Origin of the sequence: Sporosarcina sp. P2 (genome assembly GCF_002743255.1) — a bacterium.
Taxonomy (GTDB): domain Bacteria; phylum Bacillota; class Bacilli; order Bacillales_A; family Planococcaceae; genus Sporosarcina.
Genome location: NZ_PDYY01000001.1, coordinates 441,280 through 464,172 on the forward strand (window position 1 = coordinate 441,280; position 22,893 = coordinate 464,172).

Here is a 22,893-nt window from a genome sequence, read left to right on the forward strand (position 1 = left end):
AGGAGAAACATTATGAAATTTGGAATATTTGCAAACCTATCAGGCCCAGGACGTCACGATGAGTATTACAAAGTATTGGACGAAGCGCGTGAGCAAGCGATTTATTGTGATGAAAACGGTTACGATTCTATTTGGTACACAGAACACCATTTTGGCCATGAGGGAAATGAGTTAATCTCTAACCCGCTTATGATGGGTGCAGATATTGCAGCTCGCACAAAAAATATTCGAATCGGCCAAGCCGCAAACGTTGCAACGTTCTGGCATCCACTACGTTTAGCAGAAGATATTGCGATGCTTGATCAGTTGAGTAAAGGTCGAGTAGAAGTAGGGTTGGCTCGTGGCTTGTACGGTCGAGAAGCAGCTAACTTAAACCCTCTAGCAGATCCGAAAAATAACGATCAAAACCGAGCATTATTTGAAGAGACACTGGAAGTTATGAAAAAAGCATGGTCAAATCGTTTCTTCTCTCACAAAGGTGAATTCTTTAAATTCCCTGCAGATGGCTTGAAGTGGAAGCATCCGATGAGCCCAGCTACTCCAGAATTCATGGATATGGAAAAAGGCGAAATCAGCAAAATATCGCTAATGCCGAATACGTATGAAAACCGGATGCCAAATATTTGGCAAACAATTGATTCACCTCGTTCAATTGAAATTGCAGCTGAAACAGGAATTAACGGAATTTTCTGGATGCCGACTGTAAAAGAGTTAAAGCAACGGTTTGAGTTATACCGTGAAAAAGCTTCTGAAGCGAGAGGCATCGATGTGCCACTTGGTGAAGGAATCGCACTTGTCCGTGATGTCTATGTGGCGGAGACGATGGAAGAAGCTCGCGCGGATTTTGAAGAGGCAGTACTGAACACGTACCGCTGGATCTGTCACTGGAGAGGTCTCAGTAATTTACTTGATCCTGGTGAAGAGTTGAAAGAAGGTCAAGAACTAGACTTTGATTTCCTGTTTTCTAGAAACATGTTGGTTGGAACGCCAGAATATGTTGCAGAAAAGATTCAGGAACTCCAAGAAGAACTAAATCTAGAAAACTTGCTATTATGGACAAATCACAGCACATTGCCACATGAAAAAGTGATGAAAAGTTTGAAGTTATTTACGGAAGAAGTTATGCCAAAATTCGCAAAAACAAAATTGGAGGTAGTTTAATATGTTAGAAGTTCGCAAAGTATATACTGCAATAGAGGAAACACGCATGGAAGGTGGCAAACAATTAGATGCACCGATCAAAATGATCACCACGATGTTGGTTATGAAAAATCCATGGGTTGAAAGAGGATTTGTAGAAGATCTCATGCCGGAAATTAATGAATATGCTCCGGAAATTGGTGAAATTTTAGTAGATGAATTATTTAAGCATATTGATTCCGCAGACGACGTGGAAGCATTCGGTAAGGCTGCGGTAGTGGGTGTTGACGGTGAAATGGAACATGCATCAGCATTCATTCATACATTGAAATTCGGTAATAAATTCCGCGATGCAGTAGGAGGCAAAAGTATCTTGCCATTTACGAACAAACGCGGAGGTGCAGGAACTCCCGTACTGATTCCAATGGTACACAAAAATGAAGACTCCAAGCGTTCTCATTTCTTGACATTCGAAGCGATGATTCCAGATGCTCCGCGTGCAAATGAAATCGTAGTGGCAATCAGTGTGTCGACAGCTGGCCGTCCATTCCCAAGAACAGGTGACCGTCATCAAGATATGGTTGAGATGGGTCTTGCCTAATGTCAAACATTACGTATGATCAAGAAACCACTTTATATGAAGAAACAGGAGTGGGAGAACCGCTAATTTTCATTCACGGTGTCGGACTGGATCATGCAATGTGGCAACAACAAGTGAATCGTTTGTCTGCTAATTATCGAGTAATTACATATGACATGCTAGGACACGGGGGATCTTCGCATCCACCCGGTCCCTATTCACTATCACAGTTTGTCGTGCAATTATCCACACTTGTGAACGAGTTAAAACTGACGAAAGTACATCTAGTTGGTTTCTCCATGGGAGCAATGGTTGCGCAGTCATTTGCCGCTAAGTTTCCGGATAAAATTAGAACCTTGACCATTATGAATTCGGTCGCCAACAGAACACCCGAGCAGAGAAAAGCGATTGCTGCGAGAGTTGAAAAAGTGAAAGAATTAGGACCACAAACTACTATCGAGCCTGCAATTCAGCGTTGGTTCAATCAAGAGTTTCAGGACAAGAATCCAAAGATTATCAATGAAGTGAGACACCGCCTCGAAACAAATAATGCTGACGGGTACATGGCGGCCTATACGTTATTTGCAACGGCGGATGAAGAAGTTTGGCAACAGCTGGAGGATATTTCAGTTCCCTCGCTCGTCATTACAGGCGAATATGATGTGGGTTCAACACCAAAAATGTCGCGCCAAATACATGAAAAACTATTGAATTCTGAGTTGTTGATTGTTCCGGATACGAGACATATGTTACCCGTCGAAAAACCGGAGATCGTAAATCAGGCGATTCATTCATTTATCCAAAAGCATGTCAATTGAATGAAAGGAGTGTGCCAAGATGTCATTAAAAAGATATAAAATGTATGTCAACGGTGAGTGGATCGAATCGGAAAGCGGTAAATATTTCCCTAGCTATAATCCCGCAACGGGTGAGGCTTGGTGTGAAGTAGCGGAAGGCACCGAAGAAGATGTGAATCGGGCAGTGCAAGCAGCACACGAAGCTTTTCACCATTCAGAATGGGCTGAGATGACCTACACAGAACGTGGTAAACTCGTTCATAAACTGGGTGAGTTGATTTCGCAAAATATTGAAGAACTGGCAGAATTCGAAACGAAGGATAATGGGAAGTTACTTCGGGAAATGCGTGGACAACTCACTTATTTACCCGAGTTTTTCTATTACTATGCGGGGTTGGCAGATAAGATCCACGGCCAAACCATGCCGATAGACAAAAAGGATATATTTGCGTTCACGACGAGGGAGCCTTTAGGCGTAGTGGCCGCGATCACACCGTGGAATTCACCATTATACTTAACGACGATCAAATTGGCTCCAGCTTTAGTGGCAGGGAATACCATTGTCATCAAGCCTTCTGAAATGACATCAGCATCTCTTCTAGAACTGATGAAATATGTGGAAGAAGCAGGATTTCCAAAAGGCGTGGTCAATGTTGTCACCGGTTTTGGAATGCCAGTCGGCAATACGTTGACAGCCTATCCGCTCGTAAGAAGAGTAGCCTTTACAGGGGGCAGCGAATCAGCACGTCATGTCGTCAGGAATACAGCAGAAAACTTTGCGCAAGTATCCCTTGAACTTGGTGGAAAATCGCCGAACATCGTATTTGAAGATGCCGATCCTGAAAGCGCTGCAATGGGTATCATTGCTGGAATTTTCGGAGCATCCGGTCAAAGTTGTGTAGCAGGTTCTCGCGCATTACTCCACGTAGACATTTACGATCAAGTGCTTGACAAACTGGTGGAGCGCGTCAAACGAATTAAAATAGGAGATCCGCTTCTTGACGAGACTGAAATGGGTCCACTTGCTACGGAGGCACAACTTGAACGAGTGAAGGAATATGTGGGTATTGGTAAAGCAGAAGGCGGCAACGTTGTCATCGGTGGGAAGACTCCAGAAAATACGGAAACAGGTTGGTATTTTGAACCGACAATTATAGAACTGACTGATCATAATGCTCGGATTGTTCAAGAAGAGATTTTCGGTCCCGTGCTCAGCATCATCCCATTTAAAGATGAGGAAGAAGCGATTGCTTTGGCCAATGATACGGAATATGCCCTGGCCACAGGAATTTGGACTCGAGATGTCGCAAGAGCCCACCGTGTAGCAAAAGCCGTTCACGCTGGTATCATATGGGTGAATACATACAGAAGTATTTCTCCACTTATGCCAATCGGAGGTTCCGGACTAAGCGGTCACGGAAGAGAAAGTGGTTTCGATGCGATTTATGAATATACACAAAGCAAAGCGGTTTGGATCAACACATCCAGCGAACCTATGCCCGATCCATTCATCATGCGATAAGTCGAAGCGGGCCAGTAATATATAGAGAGAGGAGCAACCATTATGCATGTTGAAACAGCGATTCATTTGACGGATATAGCATTCGTGCGTCTCTGCAGTGATCGATTTGGGGTGAATAAAGGTGTCTACAACACAATTGATACGTTTTTCTATGATCGAGGATTTGAAGATATAGTGGAAAGACGTAAAAATGTGTTGGTCTTTCTTGAATATATTAAGCGAACTGGCAATGGCGAGGAGCAGCGTGTTAAATTCGGAAGTGGCGGGTTAAGCCTTAAAATCGAAGAATATTTACAAGAAGAACACAAAATCATTCAAATCATGAAGTATCAATCCAATATAGCCACCACTAGCAGAAAGCAGGTAAACTAGATGATGATGAATAAATCGCTAGCATGCTTAAAAACGCAACACTTACTAATTAATGGTGAATGGGTGGAAACGAAAGAGTACACGGATTTGCATTCCCCGTATTCAGGTGAAGTGATTGCCCATATTGCTAAAGCGACAAAAAATGAAACAGATCAAGCAATCGAAACAGCTCTACAGACGCGTAGAGTGATGGCGAAAATGCCTGCTTATCAACGGGCGGAAATTTTGGAAAATTTAGTTTCCTTATTACATGAGCGTTCTGAAGAAGCCGCTGAAATTATTGCCATGGAAGCTGCAAAACCCATTGCAACAGCAAGAGATGAAGTACTTCGTACAATCGAGACGTATAAATTTGCAGCAGAAGAAGCCAAGCGTATTTACGGAGAGACTCTCCCGCTCGATGCGGCGCGGGGCGGGGTGAATCGTCTGGCCTACACTGTACGGGAACCACTTGGCGTAATCGGCGCTATTACACCATTCAATTTTCCGATGAACTTAGTAGCGCATAAAATCGGTCCTGCAATTGCCACCGGAAATACGATTGTTTTGAAACCAGCTGCACAAACACCATTATCCTCTTATTTTATTGCGGAATTATTAATGGAAGCTGGATTACCGGCAGGGGCGCTTAACGTTATCACAGGCGATGGCCAAGAAATTGGCGATCAAATTGTTACGGATGATCGAGTGAAAATGATTACATTTACAGGCAGTCCAGCAGTCGGCATTGGAATCAAAAATAAAGCTGGATTAAAGAGGGTAACTCTTGAGCTGGGTTCGAATGCAGCTGTGATTATTGACCAAGGTGTGGATCTAGATCAAGTCGTTTCTCGCTGCGTGTCAGGTGCATTCTCATTCCAGGGGCAGGTCTGTATTTCACTCCAACGCGTTTATATCCACGAAGAGCTATACGATGAATTCGTTTCGAAAATCGTAGAAGAAACAGAAAAGCTCGTAATGGGTGATCCGTTGCACGAAGAAACTGAAGTATCGGCTTTGATTTCCTCAAAAGACGTAGAACGGACATTGAGTTGGATCGACGAAGCCAAATGCCAAGGTGCAAACGTAGTTACAGGTGGAAAAGTACAAGGGAATATACTTTACCCTACTATTTTGACGGAAGCAGGATCACATCTGAAAGTTTCCTGCAATGAAGTATTCGCACCCATCCTAGTCATAGATAAAGTGAAGTCAGTAGAGGATGCGATCGAGCAAGTGAACGATTCGCGTTTTGGTCTTCAAGCAGGAATCTATACAAATGACATCCACACGGCACTATATGCAGCGGATGAATTGTATGTAGGAGGCGTCATGATCAACGATATTCCAACTTTCCGAGTGGATAACATGCCGTATGGCGGCGTCAAGGAAAGCGGAAATGGAAGAGAAGGATTGAAATATGCGATCGAAGAAATGACAGAAATGAAACTAGTCGTTTGGAATCGCAACTAGGAGGCAAGGTTATGGCTTACTACACGGCATTTTTACACATGATTCAGCCTGAAAAAAATGCAGAAGTCTTACCGCGACATATCGAGTACTTGGATAGACTCGATGAACAGGGGAAAATCTTCGCCCGAGGTCCTTTTGCCGATCAATCAGGAGGATTAATTATTTATCGAGCGGATTCATTTGAAGAAGCACAACAATTGGCGGAGGCTGATCCCCATGTAATAGAAAAAGTTCGTCGACTTGAGCTTAAAAAGTGGAATCCCATTATTAGTGAATTATAAAAGTGGGCTGGCTTTGCAATATAAATAAAAGAAGTGAGATTTTTTCATTAGCTTGTATGGTACATGGTAAATGACGAACGAAAGGAGTGCATCAGTTGAATAGTCAGAATCAAGCATTACTCTTAATAGACCTACAAAATGAAGGTGGTACGTCCGCTGTTGAAGGAATGGAAGAAATCATTAAAAAAACGGCCAATTTAATCGAAGTATGCAGACAAAAAAACATACCCATCATTTATACGCGCCATATCAATAGAGGCGATGGAGTTGGACTTGCAAACTTAGAACCTGTTGATCAGCATGGGAAGCCGCTTTACTACAATACGAATACCGATTCGATTGATATCATCGAAGAGTTGAAAAATCAACCTGACGATATCATTGTGGATAAGTACCGATATAGTGGTTTTCATGAATCCAGTTTAGACTTAATGTTGAAAAGCTTAAATATAAAGAACTTAATTGTAGGTGGAGTTCTAACAGATGTTTGTGTCCTTTCAACTGTAATGGATGCTTACTATCGTGATTATCAAGTCAATCTAGTGAAGGATATTTGCGGTACCACGACGGTTGGAGCGCATATGGCGGCAGTCTGTATGATGGGTAATTGGGTTTACGATATAAGTATTTTTGATGCGGATCAAATTTGCAATAAATTATTGGGGGAACCTTATCACGCTTGGGAATCTAGTATGCCCGATGAATTACAATTTACCCCGGACAATTTAAGAGAAGTGTATAACAAGTTATCAGCTAACTGTACGGTATGAACAATTTATGCCTCACGTTATGGTGCCCGAATTTCATAGAGCCGTTTAAGCTCAGCCGGAAGTGTAGAACTTTTACCATTCAGGTAAATCGTTAAAAAAGGGGGAAGATTATGAAGTCTATCGAAACAGTAAAGGCCGAGGTAGGCGTAACGGTAGAGGCAGATGCTCTAACACAGCGAAACAACCAACTAGATGCTACTACGGAAGAACATTACGCGACTGAAGTAGTTCCTATGAGTCAAAGAAATATTGGATTTTTTGACATGGTGGCGATTTGGGTTGGGGCCAACTCAAATAATGCATCTTGGTATGTAGGAGGAACAGTAGCTGGAATGGCGTTTGCAGGGGCGATTGGTGTCACATTGATTTCCAACCCTATCGCCTATCTTATATTAGCACTTGTTGGATATATGGGTTTTAAGGTAGGGACATCTACCATGGCTTTGACCAGACCCGCTTTCGGAGTGAGAGGAAGTCTTCTCCCGACGGTATTAAACACCATTGTATTTCTTGGATGGGCAGTAGTTAACACATTTATCGCTGTGATCTCCATGAGTTTTATTTTAAAAGACTTATTTGGTTGGTCAGCGTACGGTGAGCCGGGAAGTGTAGGACCGATGATAGCGGGTATCGTTTTCATGAGTTTACTGAACTTTGTGGCTGTATCGCTAGGGAGAAATTCCATTAAAATTGTTGAAAGAATCGGTATGGCATTAGTTCTCGTGTTAGGTATTTGGATTACTGTTGTCGTATTGAAAACGCATCCACTGTCCGCCATCATGAATTGGAGTGCGCCAGCAGATTCGGTTATACCAGTTGGAAAGGCTGTAGATATTATGGCTGCGTTTAGTTTGGCATGGGTGTTAGGAATTGCTGAATTTACAAGATATACACGCTCAGCAAAAACAGCGACTGTCGCTCCGCTCGTAGGCGCGTATCTTTCCCTATTATGGTTTGCGTTTATCGGAATCATTGCCACAATCGGTGCAGCGCTGAGTACTGGAATTTATGATCCGGAAAATTCGGACCCTAGTTCTATTGTAACTAATCTAGGTCTCGGATCATTTGCATTAATTCTCATCGTAGTAGCGTGTGTGACAACCAATGTTGTAAACTTGATGGCAGCAGGGATTTCCATCACGAATGTGACGAAAAAGATCAAGCCTTTGCACTCTATTTGGATGGTAACCGTCTTAGCAGGATTTTTAATGCTAATACCACTATTCCTAGCTAGTTTCTTGGATACATTTATGGGCTTCTTGGAATATATCGGAATGGTGTTGAGTGCATTGCTAGGAATATTGGTAGCTGACTATTTCATTGTGAGGAAGCGCTCATATGATGTTCGGGAATTCGAGAAAACAGGTGGAGAATACTGGTATTACAAAGGTGTGAATCTAAAAGCCGTGGCTGTTTGGGCATTTGGTGTAGTTTTCTTCTTAGTAGTCAGTAACTCAGAATTTCTCAATAATTCAGTAGGGGCTGTGTATCCAACCATTCTTGTTACGGCAGTGCTTTATAGTCTCGTATCTTTGACAGGTAAGAAACCCCGTTTAACATAAGAAGAACTAGTAAATAATCTATATTGAAAAAGGAGAGATAGATAATGGGAAATGTTGAAAAACAAGATCTTTTTAAGCAAATCATGGGGAATTATCCGACGGGAGTTACCATCCTGACTACGACGAATGAAGATGGAACGCCTGTAGGGTTAACAGTTAACTCATTCGCTTCTGTTTCATTAGATCCACTCATGGTGTTATGGTCAATCGATCATAAAGTATCTTCATTGGAAGCGTTCACAAAAGGTGGGAAATTTGCTGTTCACGTATTGGCTGGCGAGCAACAAGAGCTATGCAAAACATTTGCAAGCAAAGTGGAAGACCGTTTCGCTGATTGCCAATGGGCGCTTTCTGAAAATGGGCTACCAATTATTGAAGGAGCTTTTGGAGTATTTGAATGTAAGACATTCCAAACTATTGAAGCGGGTGATCATACCATTTTAATTGGTGAAGTATTGGACTTGCAGGCCGACACAACGAAAGAACCGATGCTGTATCACCGCAGATGCTTCGGCTCAGTTCCTCCTGTATTTTATGAGCCAGTTCACTCACCTTCTTAATAGGGATGTAAATAAAAAACCAAGACTTTTTCCGAAAAGTTTCTTGGTTTTTTCTTATGGTAGCCGATTTTTTAGGTTCTATCGGAGCTTCGTACACAGTGATTATAGAGTCAAAAAAGTACCTGCGCTACAAATCCAACATGAATAGGAAACGATTCATGAATGTTTCGTGCGCAGGTAGTTTTGTTATTGAGCAATTTGCGTGTTCTTTTTCTGTGAAAACCCGCCGAGGAATAATTTTCCGTGCGGCATACATTTTTGTATGATGATTGAAACGAAGATGGGAATAAACAAACCGAAGGCCGTGAAGCCGACAATCCCATACGTAAAGTAATCATTTAATAAAATATCCGTGAAGATGTGTAAATACATGATCGTTAAGGAATGCTTTTCGATTTTTTGTAGCCAATTTAACGATAACTTGGCTACTATGAGTTGGAACGCACCGACTAACACCAGTGTGAAAGAAAGCGGGATGATCAAGTCTAAAAAGAAATGGTCATAGCGCAAAAACTTCATGCTCAAGTGATAGTCAATGACGTGATAGTGGTCTAAAGATATAGCTGTGAGACTAATAAGCAACCCCGTAACTAACCACTTTTTCGGAATGTTCATCCAAAAATTCTTCAAATAATAGCCGAGTGAAAAATAGACGACTGCCATAAGCGCAACATCGATGTTCCAAATCATTGGGATCGTTTGCGCTGCAGTAGATGGAGCACCGCCAATGACACGCATCGCGAACAAGCTTTCAAGGTGGGCAACACTATAAAAAACAGCTAAAATAATGAGTTGTTTTGTACGGCTAAAGTATTTTGTCATCCATAAGAAAAACAAGTATGTAAAGAATAGAGTCGTAACAAACCAGAAAACACCATAGGCACCACGTACAAAACGTCCTCCAACAATAATGGTCCATATATCATGGACGTACCATGACCAATCGAAATTCCCTGAACCAATCTCGATCCCATAACGAATCAGTGTAATACTTACTAGGAAAAACAAATAGGGAACAATCAACTGCATAAATCGTTTTTGAATCGATTGTTTCATGAAGCCTTTCTCGATGACAGGCTTAAAAAACAAACCGCTTAAAATGAAGAAGGCTGGCATGTGAAACCAGTAGATATATTTAACGAGTGGGAAATCCAACTGCCCAGGATAATGTCCCATTACGACGAGAATCATCAAAAAACCTTTGGTGACATCTACCCAAGATAAACGTTTTTTATTCATAATTCGGCTCCTTCAGAAAACTATCGTATTTCCATTGTACAGCTTTTCGACATCGTAGAAGAGAATGTAACAAAAATGACTTGAGAATGTAAGCTAGATGGAAATACATAGGTGTATTTTAATGATTTATTACGGTTGACTGAATAGTATGTATGTATTGACGTACTGCTGAAGAAAGGGCCTGCGCTAGAAACCACGTGAAGTATACTTCTGAAGTGCATTTCAAACGCAGATGCTCTTTCATCTCTCTTGTTCTCGCGCAAATTCCATAAACATCCGTAATTTCATTGCTGCTTTTCCATAGACGGTTTCTTTATCGTAATCTCCTTGTTCATTCGGATGTCCTGCGGGTATACCCGTTAAAATTTCTATTCCTTCTTCAATCGTTCGTACTTTATAAATATGGAACTGTCCATCGCGAACGGATTCAATGACTTCATCATTCAACATTAAGTTTTTCACATTTTGATGGGGGATGAGTACGCCTTGTTTGCCTGTTAGTCCTTTGTTTTTACATACATTATAAAAGCCTTCAATTTTCTCATTTACGCCGCCAATTGGCTGGATTTCCCCTTTTTGATTGACCGAGCCAGTGACAGCTAATCCTTGATGGATGGGAATTTCCGCCAGGCTTGAGAGAATAGCATACAATTCTGTGCTGGATGCGCTATCACCATCCACACCACCATAGGATTGTTCAAAAGCGATATGCGCAGTCAATACCAACGGATACTTTTGGGCGAACTTTTGCCCTAAATATCCTCCTAATATATACACGCCTTTGTTATGTGTATTTCCGCTCATCTGGCTTTCTCTTTCAATATTGACAAAACCTTTCTTACCCATAAACGTGGTAGCCGTAATGCGTGATGGTTTGCCGAAATGATATTGCCCTAAATCATAGACGGCCAGGCCATTTACTTGTCCGATTTTCTCTCCTATCGTATCAATCAGTATACTTCCTTCATCAATACTCGCTTGAATTTTCTCTTCATATAAATTCGATCGATATCTCTTTTCCTGAATGGCTTTTTCGATATGTTTGGCCGTAACTAGGTCGTCTCCCATGATGCCTGCCCATGCATCCGCTTCATAAAGTAATTCTACTTGTAAATTAAAATGTGTGGATAATTTGTGTTGATCGCCAGCGACACGCGAACTGTATTCAATAATTTTTGCGACAGCTGAAGAGTCAAAATGTCGAAGTCCATATTTTTTGCCATGTGTATGAATGAAACTAACCAACCCTGCAATATTCTCTTGGTTGTATTTCATTTCCACATCAAAGTCTACGCGAATTTTAAACAGTTTACGAAAATCTTCATCGTGATGATAAAGTGCTTGATAAATGTCCATGTTCCCAATAATAATCACTTTTACGTCAAGTTGAATCGGATCTGGATTTACTGAAGCGGTAGCAATGACGCTGGCATGTTCACCTATATTCTCAATTTGTAATTTATGAATTAATAATGCCCTTTTTAAACCTTCCCACGCTTGGCTTTTCGAAAAAATATCTTTCGCTTGGATCAGAAGATACCCTCCGTTTGCATTATGCAAATAGCCAGGTTTTATTTTAGTAAAATCCGTGCTCATGACACCCATTCGATTCTCATATTCCACCTTGCCCATTAGGTTATAAAAAGTCGGGTTATCTGCAGAAATAACGGGCATGCCTGTAGTTTCACTGTGATCGACGAGTACATTTATCGTATATTTTTTTAATGCTTGATTTTCGTCATTGAACAGTCTGCCTAGTTGTTTGTCTTCTTTTGTAGTTGGAGTGGATAAAAAAATTTGGAAATTATTCTTGAGATCTTTTCGAACCGCTTTTATATAATGCATCACTTCAGGACAGTCTTTGTAGATCTTTTTTACTTCATCAATATGAAAATCGATTGTCGTAATGGCTGTTTGATGATCAAAGCCTGCCAATGATTTCTTCAAATCTTGTTCAAAACGGAGGATAGATTCTGTCGCTTCCAATATAATTTCTTGTAATTTGACAGAGTTCCTTTCAATAGCTGCCCGTTGTTCTTCAGTTAATTTCTTATATGCTTCCTCGCTTATAGGATTTCCGTCTTCACCCATCGGTATTGTCGCTACCGTGGAATCAGACTGTTTCAGTAGAAAGCCGTTCTCAGCAGCTATTTCATTCGTACGTTTATACACTTGATCAACTTGGTCTTTATATTTTCGAATGATCGATGAACGGTTCTTGAGTCGGTTTTCTTCGTTAAAAGCTGTGGGAATATCAACTTGTAAATCTTTCAACAAGTCTTCCATGGACTTTTGAAGTTGTTTTCCCAATCCTACGGGGAGTTTTAGTACTTTTGGTTTGTACTCGTCTTCAAAGTTATTTACATAACACCAGTCAAATAGGGTAGCTTCTTTCTCCGAAAAGTCATGAACGACCGTATTGACAAAAGATGTTTTCCCGACTCCCTCTATTCCCGCGACATATAGATTATATCCGGGTTTATTTACGTGTAGGCCAAAGTTCATCACGGAGCGTGCACGTTGTTGTCCGACGATATTTGTGAGCTTTTCTACATGTTCAGTTGAATCAAATGGAAGTGAAGAGTAGTCTACGATCTTCTTTAATTGTTCAGGTCGTAACTCTGCTTTCGTTTTACTAAATGAATCATGGTAATTTGCCAATTAAACTCACCTCTCTCAATATTTTTCCCTATTCAATACATACCCTTAATGAAGGCAGTACACGCAGGAATCAAATAAAAACTTTTATATAGAGAATAATAGGTGGAAAATGCGATTGAAAATCGCCTAGCCTGACAAAAATTTACGTTCATTGCGCTATGTCTGATCAAGCTAAGTAGGGAAGTCAGACGGAACCGATCTTTCTAGAGACGTGTCTATAACGAAAAGCACCTTAACCTCGTAATGGGAGGAAGGTGCTTTCATTTTTAGAACGCTTATTCATCAATCAATATACTGCAACCCAGCCCTCAGGTGTAACGAAAATCCGAAGAGCTACTACTTGGCGATCCGCTGCCAATGTGAAATAATGACGAATGTTTTCTGGTACAGAAATTAAATCACCCGGATCTAGATGCACTTCAAAAAAGCGCTGATCTTTTCCTTGAATAACGAATATACCATGACCACTGACGATAAAACGAACTTCGTCATCGGTATGATGATGCTCCCGCTCGAAGTTCTTCAACATTTCCTCGATATTCGGTGTGTCTTTAGATAACGAGATGACATCTGCCGCTTTATAGCCACGTCGTTCAGAAATTGCATCAATATTTGATTTGAAAGCGTGGAGAATCTCTTCTTTTTCAGAATCCGTCAGATTGAACTTTTCCCGGAGATGTGCAGGTAATTGGTCAATCGGCCAGTGTTCATAAATAACTTCTTGTTGGGTGAGGAATTGGGCAACTTCCTGTTGTCCTTCAATCACTTCGTTTGCCCCTTGAATCGTAATCGTTGCCATAGTAGTAGTCGCTCCTATCTATTTGAAATTATAATTGTGCTTTCACGATGTCGATACAGTCGGTAAATACTTCAAAGCGCGAATACGGAATGTCCAGTTTCTCGCAAGTTTCTGCTAGGAAGTCCCTCGCAATGACTACATCAGCCAATTTTGCGGCTTCAAAGTCTGTTACCGAATCACCGATGACAATGCGTGTCTGTTGCTGATCTGATAGCTTACGCATGATAGACGGTTTACAGCAACCACAATCTTGCTTCGTGCAGTGCGCATCACAAGCATGTGGATAATGAATCCTAATTCGTTCTTCGTCAAATGTCGCTTCATTACAATAAATTTGATCAATAGGTCCAAAAGGCTCGAGCACAGGATGAACGAAGAAATCGATTCCGCCACTGACAATATAGAGTGGAATATTCTGTTCCCTCGTAAACTGTACAAACTCGCTGAATCCTTCTCTGATTTCCGCATCCCGTAAGACGAAAGAAATGATATCCTTTTGTAGCGAACTCGGAATGAACGAAAACAGTTGCCTGACCCCATCTTGGATCGAGATGTTTTGTTGTAATATATCATCTGTTATCTCTTTCCAGCCAGGCACTGCGAATTCTTTCATAATGCTGATAATATTATCTTCTTTCGTAATCGTCCCATCAAAATCACAGAAAATTACTACGTTACTCATCGTTCACCCTCCACTTTACTTAACGTCAATCGTGCCCCATTGATCCAATGCGAGCCGCAAGGGGCTGGATGTTTTTGCAGCTTCTGGTAACGGAATTTGATGAACACTTGCATCGATTGCTGCGCGGAAAGCCTGTGCACCAGGTGTTGGACCATCTGGGTGCCCAAAAATTCCGCCTCCTGCATTGATGACCAAGTTGTCACCGAAGTCTTCAAGCAACTGTGGGACCATTCCCGGATGAATTCCAGCAGAAGGCACTGCAAACGTTCGCTCAAATCCATTATCTTTTATTAACTCCTCATTAATCCCCAGGGCATCTTCGCGTGAAATCGCTACATTGCCATATGGACTCGGGAAGAGCGAGAGGTCACCACCAACTAGACGCGTCAACTTTCCAACAAGCAAAGGATAGGAAAATCCACTGCCAGCTTGACCTGCGAGCACACCGGATAATGCGGAGTGGGCGAGAATCGGTAATCCGATATTATCGTTTTCCCGTAGTGATTGTAGCGTATCCAGACCATAGGCATGCACATTGAATAATAAAGCGCTTGCGCCTAGTTCAGTTGCGCGTTCTGCTTTTTCATGCAATTCATGGGATCTCCCTGATAAATTGACGGCATATAAAGCATGTGCGCCTGTTTTCTCGTAATGATGTGTGAGAATGTCTTTAGCAGTAGTTACGCGTTGATAAAAAGGTGTTAATTCATTTTCGAACAGAATTTCATCGTCCTTGATCAAATCGATACCACCAGCTAATAACTCTTGGAGTTGAGTGGAGAAAAAGGATAAATCCCGTCCCATCACTCCTTTGAAGATCGCTTTCAATAGCGGTCGATCGTAGACACCGAGCTTTTCTCGAATACCCTTGACACCAAAGCGTGGGCCAGGGAATTGTGCGAGTAATGGATTGTCAAACTGCAAATCAATCAGTTCATACCCTTCGAAAAAGGATAATTTTCCGTAGACCGTAGTAAAGATTGCCGGAAGGTCTGCTGAAAAGTTAGCAGACGGATAAAAAATCGTCACGGTGTCTTTCTGCTCGCCTTTGACAACAGATACCAATTCGCCTTTATGATGTTTCAATTGTTGCTGCTCAATATGGGGAATATCGGTCCATGAACCAATCGTTAATCCAAGAGCATGTTGTTCTGCAATTTTTTCCTGATTCGGATGAGTGGGGAATAAATAGGTTGCTGTAACGCCCATCGAACTGCCTCCTCTACTATTTATCTAGTTGCTTGAAACCAATGACTCAATTGTTCTAGAGAATGAATATGTTTTCGCTCCATAATCATATATTTACCTAGTGCTAAGACCTCTTTTCTAGCCGCCATGCGCAAGTCTTCATCTTGTTCTGTATTCATGTCTGGAATTTGTGCAATACTGATCGCCCGTCGTACTAGTTCGCATCCTGCATAGCCAATGATATCAGTAAAGAGTTCTTCCATAATAATCGTGTAAAATCCATCGACTTTCGTATAGCGTTCATGTGTACTGGTCTGCCATAGGTTTGAAAATGTTTCCGCAAATGCATACCATGTTTCTTTCGCTTGCTCAAAACGCTTTTCTTTATAGTTGGGGAAGGCAATCCCGTTCAAAAATAGGTTCGCGATGAATTGTCCAAGGTCAAAACCAAAAGGACCGAAAAGTGCAAACTCCGTATCGAAAATGACTGTTCGGTTATCTCCCGTGAAAATTGCGCCGCTATGCAAATCGCCGTGAATAAGGCCATCCGCTTTTGTCATGAATTTATGTTTCAGTTGAGCTACTTCGAGTAATAAGCGCTGGTCTTGACTGAGGAATTTCACTTCATTGCGCATACCAGTCTCACACTCATTGGTCTCGTGGTCACTGTACGGCCAATCAAACACCAATTGCTCAGTTAACTGTCTCATTCCAGGGTTTGCTAATCGTGCTTGTAGCTCCTTTTTAATGGGCGAGGGCATATAGAAATCAGATGTTTTAAACAGCACCTCAGCAGTCATCTTGCCGATGTCTGTCGCAAAGCGAGCGGACTCACTTCCATTGATTAATGCAGTTCGGCCAACTTCAAGAGGAAGCATGTCTTCCATCACAACGATCGCCATCACTTCGTCCAAATGTAAGACGGAAGGCACGCTTTTCGGAAGGATTTCTTCGTATACCTTCATCACTTCCGCTTCAATACGTACGCGGTCAAGTGGTAGAGGCATCGATTCGCCAACAACTCGTGCGTATGGAACTGCTTGCTTAAAAATGATGGACCTATATTCATTTCGTAGTCTATATACGTGATTGATCTTGCCATCACTTACTTCAATAACTTTTATGTCTCCAGGTTCAGGAAAGAAACCTAGATTTCTCACATACTGTTTGATCTCCTCGATTTCTAAAAAACGATATGTAGTATAGTTCTGTTCATTGACAAATACGTCCATCCATACGACCTCCTGTAGTATAAAAAAAGACCGATCCATTAACGGACAGGTCTGTTACAAACAAATGTCTATCTCATTATTTGGTAATGTAGCCTGTATGCCGAGTTCTCTAGTTGTGTTATTTGACTATAAATCCTACTAAATATGTAGAAATTATCACATGAATCAAATAATTTGTCAATTAACTTTAAAAGTATTCGGATTAGTTGTAGTATTATGCTATTGAAGATGTGAAGATAGGAGCTTGTTTACATATGATAAAACGACAGCCTCGCTTTCGACGAGAGGATATATTGGAAAATATACGAACAGAAGAATTCGATGTACTTGTAATAGGAGGCGGCGTGACGGGAGCAGGTATAGCGCTTGATGCAGCGAGTCGAGGACTAAATACGGTGTTAGTAGAAATGCAGGACTTTGCGGCTGGAACGTCTAGTCGCTCTACGAAAATGATTCATGGGGGATTGCGTTATTTAAAGAACCTCGAGTTTAAAATCGTTTCACAAACTGGACAGGAACGTGCGGTAGTGTATGAAAACGGACCACATGTGACGACACCTACATGGCTGTTGTTGCCCATTTATAAAGGAGGGACGTTTGGTAAATTTAGCAGTTCAATTGGTTTGCGTGTCTATGATACATTAGCCAAAGTAAAGAAATCAGAACGTAAAAGCATGTTATCAAAAAAGCAGACACTTCGTGATGAACCAAAGTTGAATCCAACAGGTCTCCTCGGTGCAGGGAAATTCGTAGAATATCGATCAGATGATGCACGTTTAACGATTGAAGTGATAAAAGAAGCTGTTCAGTACGGAGCCTCGGTTTTAAATTATACAAAAGTGACAAAATTTGTTTATCATGACGGCAAAGTAGCAGGTGTCGAAACGATTGATCAATTAACGGGAAAATCTCGAATGATTTTCGCTAAAAAAGTCATCAATGCAACTGGACCATGGGTTAATGAAGTCCGTCACAAAGATGCAGTGCCTGATCAAAAACAACTTCATTTAACTAAAGGTGTTCATTTGGTCTTTGATCAACGGGTCTTTCCTTTAGAACAAACTATTTATTTTGATACACCGGACGGGCGCATGGTGTTGGCGATTCCGCGCAATGGCAAAACATACATAGGAACAACCGATACAGATTATCGAGGAAGTTTGACGGAGCCGCAGATTACACAGGCGGATAAAGAATATTTGCTAAATGCTATTCATTTTGTTTTTCCGAAACTGGAGATTAGCGAAGAACAAATTGAATCGGGTTGGGCAGGCCTTAGACCACTTATACAAGAAGAAGGAAAGAGCGTTTCGGAGATATCCCGAAAAGATGAAATCTGGATTTCAGATTCCGGTTTATTAACGATTGCTGGCGGAAAGTTAACAGGGTATCGCAAAATGGCAGAAACGATTGTCGATCGTATCGCTGCAGATCTTAAAATTTCATATGGCAAAAAAGTTCCGTCTTGCCGTACAAAAAAACTACCTATTTCAGGTGGTCATGTAGGTGGTTCAAAAGGATTTGAAGCTTTTGTTAAGAGAAAAGTTAAAGAAGGGATGAGCCTAGGATTATCTGAGCAAACGGCTTATGCACTCGTAACTCATTATGGATCGAACATCGATGAGATATTCGGCGTCATCCAAAACGGAAAGGCTGATGCACGAAGAGCCAATTTACCGATTGAAATTTACGCACAAGCGTGGTATTCCCTTTCAAAAGAATTCGTTTGTACACCTGTAGACTTTTTCTGGAGACGAACGGGCGCATTGCTCTTTGACATCGACTGGGTCGATCAATGGCAAGAGCCTGTCATTAATTTCCTAGCTGTTCAACTTGGCTGGTCAAGTGCCGTGAAGAAAAAAATGACCGAAGAGTTAGAGCGTACTAAACAATTGTGTAAGGGAACACTAATCGAAGAAAAAATACAATCATAAGTCTGCAACCTCTGCCAAAGTGGAACGGTAGAGGTTGTTTATTTTTTTGTTCGATTGCCTATAATATGAAGGAAATAAAAAATCATCATTTTTAAAAATTAACAGTATGTTTTTTTAAAATCTGCTCATTCTATTGTCAGAAGGAGGTGGACAACATGCCAAACAACAGTAACTCAAACCAACTATTAGTGCCAGGTGTACAACAGGCGATCAACCAGATGAAGGAAGAGATCGCAAACGAATTCGGTGTAAACCTTGGACCAGACTCCACATCGCGTGCCAACGGATCCGTCGGCGGAGAAATTACAAAGCGATTAGTGCGTCAGGCTCAATCTCAAATGAACGGTTATACGAAGTAATCGGTTCTATTCCCCAGATTAGCATGTGAAAAATCAATGTCACTATACGCTTTGATTTCTCAAAAACAAAAAGACGATGATTCATTCGAATGTGAATGGATTGTCGTCTTTTTTGTGAGGTTAGAGACATTTTGACATTAAAATAAATAGTCGGAAGAGACACGATTGAACTAAAAAAGAATAGAAAATATGCTGCATATCCATGATGGCGACCATGAAACGTTACATAGTTGAAACTATATAAAATGATGAATAAGGTTGAATAATAATACTGGTATACCGTCATCTGTAAACAGGTTAACTGTTCAGGTAATGGTGTACTAAATATAAAACTATTGAGGATGTCCAAATGAAACGCTGGATACGGTTTGTAGTCGTTGTCCCGTTTGTTCTTTCTTCCGATACTACACCGAAGGTCATGAACAGTATTCCAAGCATTGCAAAAAAGCACAAGACTTAATAGCCACTGGTAAAATAAAAATTACAAGTAGATCTTCTCACCAAGGGTGAAATTATTTTCCACTTTTGCATATTTTCTATCCTTCATATAATCTTCAGAAACACCCGCTACCATTCAGGGGACTTTTCCTTCATAATGAATAGTATAGGCAGGTGTATAAATGAAGAAATTACTACTAGTATTACTCATCTGTTTGGGGATCTATGCAGTCGTTACTCAATGGACCGATGTGCAACCGATAGATGACAATTGGAGTGCATCTTCTGAGGCTATGATTCTTTTGAATGCAGATACAGGTGAGGTGTTATATGAGAAAAACAGCAAAAAGTCCTTACCGATTGCTAGCATGACCAAATTAATGACGCAATATATCGTGTTGAATACGATCAAAAATGGCACGATTTCCTGGGAAACTATCTACCAGCCAAGTCCCACCGTTCTAAATATGGCACAGTTTGCGAGTGCTGCGAAACTAGGCATGCAGGCCAATGAAAGCTACACAGTACGTGAATTATTTACTGCGATGACGATCATTTCAGCGAATGATGCGGCCCTTGCTTTGGCTGAAATGGTGGGTGGAACGGAAGAGGAGTTCGTTGCCATGATGAATGAACAAGCGCGTGCGTTTAAACTAAAGAAAACTGTTTTCTTTAATCCACATGGCTTGGATGGCGATTATTTAGGTAGAGGCGAAGGGAAAAACAATTTGGCTTCCGCTAAAGACCTGGCAATTATTGCGGATCGACTCATTCAAACGCATCCCGAAGTATTGGAATTTACTAGTATGACACACTTCATGTCTACACAAGGAGTAAAGATGTGGAATACGAATCTTCTGTTGCCTGGTATGCGTATGCAAATGAATGGAATGGATGGGTTAAAGACGGGATATACGGATGCCGCTGGTTCTTGTTTTACAGGAAGCGGGGTATTCAATGGAGAACGCGTAATTTCCGTATTAATTGGAGTAGAGGAAGTAGACGGCGATACAATAGAACCGCGTTTTAATGTGACACGGGAAATGGTGGAGCGCTATGCGCAGTGATGGTTCACTACGATCCGTTTATGGATGCAAAGATGCCCATTACTACCGATTGGATAATAGCATGATGAACACCAAATGAAAATTCAAACAAGACTGCACTAGAAACAATCATTGTTTCTAGTGCAGTCTTGTTTTATAAAGCTTGTAGTTATTGCTGGATATTACCCATGCCCACTAATTCTTCCGTCGCCGCCTGTATTCCTGCTTTCATCAGTTTCACCATCTCCGCTAACTGTTCATTTGAAGTAGCGAGAGGTGGCATCAGGACAATGACGTCGCCGAGCGGCCTAGTCAGTAAACCGAGCTCTCTCATTATAAGCGTAGCGCGGTAAGCAATACGGCTTTCCACTGGGAAAGATTCTTTAGTATGCTTGTCTTTGACGATTTCAATTCCGCACATCAAGCCACATTGTCTAACATCTCCCACATGCGGAAGTTGCTGAATATCCACTAGCAATTCTTTAAGTAACGCAGCTTTTTCCTCTGCTTGCTTCACTAGTTGCTCTTTTTCGAAAATCTCCAAGTTCGCTAATGCCACTGCACATCCCAGCTGGTTCCCCGTGTAGGAGTGTCCGTGGAAGAATGTTTTCATTTCTTCATATTCTCCGTAAAACGCATTGTAAATTTCTTCGGTCGCGAATGTAGCAGCGACTGGCAAATAGCCTCCTGTAAGCCCTTTTGCTACAGTCATTAGATCAGGCTTTATGTCTTCATGCTCGACAGCGAACATTTTCCCAGTCCGTCCGAAACCGGTGGCTACTTCGTCGACAATTAGTAATACGTTAAATTCTTTGCATAATTTTTCAACGCCCTTTAAATAACCTGCTGGCATCGTATTCATTCCGCCGGCTCCTTGAATCATCGGCTCCAGCACCATCCCTGCGATTTCTTCATGACGTTCTTCAAATAGCAAACGCAGTTGACGTAGGCTTTCATCTCGCACGGTATTCGCATCACCTGAAGGATGGCGGTAAACTGACGGGAACGGGATGACGAGCGCATTAAATAATAGGGAAGTATAGACTTTGTGATACAGTTCAATAGACCCAACACTCATCGTACCGACCGTATCGCCATGATATCCATTGCTGACGGTCACAAAACGCGTTTTTTTCTCGAGGCCTTTATTCTGCCAATATTGATACGCCATCTTCACCGCTATTTCAACAGCCGTCGCGCCGCTGTCGGAGTAAAATACACGCGTCAATTTTTCAGGTACTAATTCCACTAATTTCTCCGCCAGCAGAATCGAAGGTATATTTGCAGCACCGAGTAACGTGGAATGCGCAATGGACTGCAGTTGTGTTTGAATCGCGTCGTCTAGCTCTTTTTTTCGGTGGCCGTGTACATTTAGCCACAAAGAAGAATAGCCGTCCAAATACGTTTTGCCATGTATATCCGTAACGGTCACACCTTCGCCACTTGCGATGATCAACGGATCTTTTTCGTAATCCGACATTTGCGTAAACGGTAGCCACATATATTGCTTACTTTTCTCGAGCAACTGATTTGCTTCCACTTGGTAACGCCTCCTCTAAAATTGAATAATCCCATTCTTCGTAGCATGTCTGTATCTTTTCCGAATCACTTAATGTTTCTTGAATGTCTTTCTGATAAGGAATGATCCCAATCACTGGGACACCGCTCATCTTATAGATCATTTCCACATTCTCTTGGATGATGTTGGGGGAGTCTTGCGCCAAATCATTGAATAAAAGCCCTGCGATGCGAATGCCTCTTGCTTTCATTGCTTCAATTGAAAGGAGTGTATGGTTTATCGTCCCCACTCCTGCTCGTGCCACTACTACAACAGGGGACTGCAGTTCCTCCATCCAGTCGATCATGCAATAGCCTTCAGAAGTGAGCGGAACATATAGCCCTCCAGCTCCTTCTATTACAATTCCGTCATTACTACTGCAAAGTTTCTTCACGGATTGAGTCAATTTGTCTGTATCAATTTGTACATTTTCCAACCTAGCTGCTAAATGAGGCGAGCAAGGTGTAGTGAATAAATAGTCGGGATTTAGTTGTTCTCTGTCAGACGCTAGTCCATACGTCATACTATCTGGCGCCGCAATGCGTTCATTGTGAATAACTGCTCCCGTTTGGATAGGTTTAAACGGTACGAAATGCCGACCGTTTTTAGATAAAAAGTCACTGAGTAACACAGTGGCTACGGTTTTTCCTACATCGGTATCTGTTCCGGTAATGAATAATATCGACACATTGTATTCTCCTTTTAAAAATATGTGTTAACT

21 protein-coding genes are annotated in these 22,893 nt (G+C 41.5%); 13 read left to right on the forward strand and 8 right to left on the reverse strand.

The window, feature by feature from the left end; genetic code table 11:
- The first annotated feature begins 12 nt into the window (after window positions 1-12).
- The 10 genes from CSV67_RS02080 to CSV67_RS02125 all read left to right on the forward strand — a co-directional run bounded on the left by CSV67_RS02080 (window position 13) and on the right by CSV67_RS02125 (window position 9,036).
- Entirely contained in the window at window positions 13-1,161 is a 1,149-nt protein-coding gene (locus CSV67_RS02080; protein ID WP_099629954.1) for an LLM class flavin-dependent oxidoreductase, read from the forward strand.
- A 1-nt stretch (window position 1,162) separates the two neighbouring features.
- Window positions 1,163-1,741: an amino acid synthesis family protein gene (locus tag CSV67_RS02085; RefSeq protein WP_099629955.1), complete on the forward strand. Its 579-nt coding sequence runs from the start codon at window positions 1,163-1,165 to the stop codon at window positions 1,739-1,741.
- Window positions 1,741-2,538 carry an alpha/beta fold hydrolase gene (locus CSV67_RS02090; RefSeq protein WP_099629956.1) on the forward strand — a complete coding sequence of 266 codons (798 nt, stop codon included), beginning with the start codon at window positions 1,741-1,743 and terminating at the stop codon, window positions 2,536-2,538. Before CSV67_RS02085 ends, CSV67_RS02090 begins: the two co-directional genes overlap by 1 nt.
- Before the next feature lie 19 nt (window positions 2,539-2,557).
- Window positions 2,558-4,039: an aldehyde dehydrogenase gene (locus tag CSV67_RS02095; protein WP_099629957.1), complete on the forward strand. Its 1,482-nt coding sequence runs from the start codon at window positions 2,558-2,560 to the stop codon at window positions 4,037-4,039.
- 42 nt (window positions 4,040-4,081) lie between these two features.
- Window positions 4,082-4,411: a hypothetical protein gene (locus CSV67_RS02100; RefSeq protein WP_199171289.1), complete on the forward strand. Its 330-nt coding sequence runs from the start codon at window positions 4,082-4,084 to the stop codon at window positions 4,409-4,411.
- Between the two features lie 3 nt (window positions 4,412-4,414).
- Window positions 4,415-5,863 carry an aldehyde dehydrogenase family protein gene (locus tag CSV67_RS02105; RefSeq protein ID WP_099630023.1) on the forward strand — a complete coding sequence of 483 codons (1,449 nt, stop codon included), beginning with the start codon at window positions 4,415-4,417 and terminating at the stop codon, window positions 5,861-5,863.
- Window positions 5,864-5,874: 11 nt separating this feature from the next.
- Window positions 5,875-6,144 (forward strand): YciI family protein, encoded by a 270-nt coding sequence (locus CSV67_RS02110; protein WP_099629958.1) that lies wholly within the window; start codon window positions 5,875-5,877, stop codon window positions 6,142-6,144.
- A gap of 86 nt (window positions 6,145-6,230) precedes the next feature.
- Window positions 6,231-6,914, forward strand: a complete 684-nt coding sequence (locus CSV67_RS02115; protein ID WP_233192528.1) for a cysteine hydrolase family protein — start codon at window positions 6,231-6,233, stop codon at window positions 6,912-6,914.
- 110 nt (window positions 6,915-7,024) lie between these two features.
- Window positions 7,025-8,476, forward strand: a complete 1,452-nt coding sequence (locus tag CSV67_RS02120) for a cytosine permease (RefSeq protein ID WP_099629960.1) — start codon at window positions 7,025-7,027, stop codon at window positions 8,474-8,476.
- 44 nt (window positions 8,477-8,520) lie between these two features.
- Window positions 8,521-9,036, forward strand: a complete 516-nt coding sequence (locus CSV67_RS02125; protein ID WP_199173107.1) for a flavin reductase family protein — start codon at window positions 8,521-8,523, stop codon at window positions 9,034-9,036.
- 186 nt (window positions 9,037-9,222) lie between these two features.
- On the opposite strand, the gene CSV67_RS02130 is transcribed toward CSV67_RS02125, so the two are convergent.
- The 6 genes from CSV67_RS02130 to mtnK all read right to left on the reverse strand — a co-directional run bounded on the left by CSV67_RS02130 (window position 9,223) and on the right by mtnK (window position 16,837).
- Window positions 9,223-10,275: an acyltransferase family protein gene (locus CSV67_RS02130; RefSeq protein ID WP_099629962.1), complete on the reverse strand. Its 1,053-nt coding sequence runs from the start codon at window positions 10,273-10,275 to the stop codon at window positions 9,223-9,225.
- 240 nt (window positions 10,276-10,515) lie between these two features.
- Complete coding sequence (locus tag CSV67_RS02135; protein WP_099629963.1) at window positions 10,516-12,936, reverse strand: Lon protease family protein; 2,421 nt, start codon at window positions 12,934-12,936, stop codon at window positions 10,516-10,518.
- Window positions 12,937-13,222: 286 nt separating this feature from the next.
- Window positions 13,223-13,735, reverse strand: a complete 513-nt coding sequence (locus tag CSV67_RS02140; RefSeq protein ID WP_099629964.1) for a 1,2-dihydroxy-3-keto-5-methylthiopentene dioxygenase — start codon at window positions 13,733-13,735, stop codon at window positions 13,223-13,225.
- 28 nt (window positions 13,736-13,763) lie between these two features.
- On the reverse strand, window positions 13,764-14,417 hold the full coding sequence (locus CSV67_RS02145; protein WP_099629965.1) for a 2-hydroxy-3-keto-5-methylthiopentenyl-1-phosphate phosphatase: 654 nt from the start codon (window positions 14,415-14,417) through the stop codon (window positions 13,764-13,766).
- A gap of 15 nt (window positions 14,418-14,432) precedes the next feature.
- Window positions 14,433-15,626, reverse strand: coding sequence for a 2,3-diketo-5-methylthiopentyl-1-phosphate enolase (locus CSV67_RS02150; RefSeq protein WP_099629966.1), 1,194 nt, complete (start codon window positions 15,624-15,626; stop codon window positions 14,433-14,435).
- Window positions 15,627-15,646: 20 nt separating this feature from the next.
- Entirely contained in the window at window positions 15,647-16,837 is a 1,191-nt protein-coding gene (mtnK, locus tag CSV67_RS02155) for an S-methyl-5-thioribose kinase (protein WP_158232866.1), read from the reverse strand.
- A 254-nt stretch (window positions 16,838-17,091) separates the two neighbouring features.
- Between mtnK and CSV67_RS02160 the strand changes: the two genes are divergently transcribed.
- The 3 genes from CSV67_RS02160 to CSV67_RS02170 all read left to right on the forward strand — a co-directional run bounded on the left by CSV67_RS02160 (window position 17,092) and on the right by CSV67_RS02170 (window position 20,635).
- On the forward strand, window positions 17,092-18,771 hold the full coding sequence (locus tag CSV67_RS02160) for a glycerol-3-phosphate dehydrogenase/oxidase (RefSeq protein ID WP_099629968.1): 1,680 nt from the start codon (window positions 17,092-17,094) through the stop codon (window positions 18,769-18,771).
- A 155-nt stretch (window positions 18,772-18,926) separates the two neighbouring features.
- On the forward strand, window positions 18,927-19,130 hold the full coding sequence (locus CSV67_RS02165) for an alpha/beta-type small acid-soluble spore protein (protein ID WP_099629969.1): 204 nt from the start codon (window positions 18,927-18,929) through the stop codon (window positions 19,128-19,130).
- A gap of 620 nt (window positions 19,131-19,750) precedes the next feature.
- Window positions 19,751-20,635 (forward strand): D-alanyl-D-alanine carboxypeptidase family protein, encoded by an 885-nt coding sequence (locus CSV67_RS02170; protein WP_099629970.1) that lies wholly within the window; start codon window positions 19,751-19,753, stop codon window positions 20,633-20,635.
- A 148-nt stretch (window positions 20,636-20,783) separates the two neighbouring features.
- Here the strand turns inward: CSV67_RS02170 and bioA are convergent, their stop codons facing one another.
- Together bioA and bioD are read right to left on the reverse strand one after the other, a co-directional pair.
- Window positions 20,784-22,115, reverse strand: a complete 1,332-nt coding sequence (gene bioA, locus CSV67_RS02175; RefSeq protein ID WP_233192539.1) for an adenosylmethionine--8-amino-7-oxononanoate transaminase — start codon at window positions 22,113-22,115, stop codon at window positions 20,784-20,786.
- A 7-nt stretch (window positions 22,116-22,122) separates the two neighbouring features.
- On the reverse strand, window positions 22,123-22,860 hold the full coding sequence (bioD, locus tag CSV67_RS02180; RefSeq protein WP_158232867.1) for a dethiobiotin synthase: 738 nt from the start codon (window positions 22,858-22,860) through the stop codon (window positions 22,123-22,125).
- Between the last annotated feature and the right edge of the window lie 33 nt (window positions 22,861-22,893).

Coding starts and splice junctions, on each gene's coding strand:
- CSV67_RS02080 (WP_099629954.1), top strand. CDS start 13: ATGAAATTTGGAATATTTGCAAACCTATCAGGCCCAGGACGTCACGAT.
- CSV67_RS02085 (WP_099629955.1), top strand. CDS start 1,163: ATGTTAGAAGTTCGCAAAGTATATACTGCAATAGAGGAAACACGCATG.
- CSV67_RS02090 (WP_099629956.1), top strand. CDS start 1,741: ATGTCAAACATTACGTATGATCAAGAAACCACTTTATATGAAGAAACA.
- CSV67_RS02095 (WP_099629957.1), top strand. CDS start 2,558: ATGTCATTAAAAAGATATAAAATGTATGTCAACGGTGAGTGGATCGAA.
- CSV67_RS02100 (WP_199171289.1), top strand. CDS start 4,082: ATGCATGTTGAAACAGCGATTCATTTGACGGATATAGCATTCGTGCGT.
- CSV67_RS02105 (WP_099630023.1), top strand. CDS start 4,415: ATGATGAATAAATCGCTAGCATGCTTAAAAACGCAACACTTACTAATT.
- CSV67_RS02110 (WP_099629958.1), top strand. CDS start 5,875: ATGGCTTACTACACGGCATTTTTACACATGATTCAGCCTGAAAAAAAT.
- CSV67_RS02120 (WP_099629960.1), top strand. CDS start 7,025: ATGAAGTCTATCGAAACAGTAAAGGCCGAGGTAGGCGTAACGGTAGAG.
- CSV67_RS02125 (WP_199173107.1), top strand. CDS start 8,521: ATGGGAAATGTTGAAAAACAAGATCTTTTTAAGCAAATCATGGGGAAT.
- CSV67_RS02130 (WP_099629962.1), bottom strand. CDS start 10,275: ATGAATAAAAAACGTTTATCTTGGGTAGATGTCACCAAAGGTTTTTTG.
- CSV67_RS02140 (WP_099629964.1), bottom strand. CDS start 13,735: ATGGCAACGATTACGATTCAAGGGGCAAACGAAGTGATTGAAGGACAA.
- CSV67_RS02145 (WP_099629965.1), bottom strand. CDS start 14,417: ATGAGTAACGTAGTAATTTTCTGTGATTTTGATGGGACGATTACGAAA.
- CSV67_RS02150 (WP_099629966.1), bottom strand. CDS start 15,626: ATGGGCGTTACAGCAACCTATTTATTCCCCACTCATCCGAATCAGGAA.
- mtnK (WP_158232866.1), bottom strand. CDS start 16,837: ATGGACGTATTTGTCAATGAACAGAACTATACTACATATCGTTTTTTA.
- CSV67_RS02160 (WP_099629968.1), top strand. CDS start 17,092: ATGATAAAACGACAGCCTCGCTTTCGACGAGAGGATATATTGGAAAAT.
- CSV67_RS02165 (WP_099629969.1), top strand. CDS start 18,927: ATGCCAAACAACAGTAACTCAAACCAACTATTAGTGCCAGGTGTACAA.
- CSV67_RS02170 (WP_099629970.1), top strand. CDS start 19,751: ATGAAGAAATTACTACTAGTATTACTCATCTGTTTGGGGATCTATGCA.
- bioA (WP_233192539.1), bottom strand. CDS start 22,115: ATGTGGCTACCGTTTACGCAAATGTCGGATTACGAAAAAGATCCGTTG.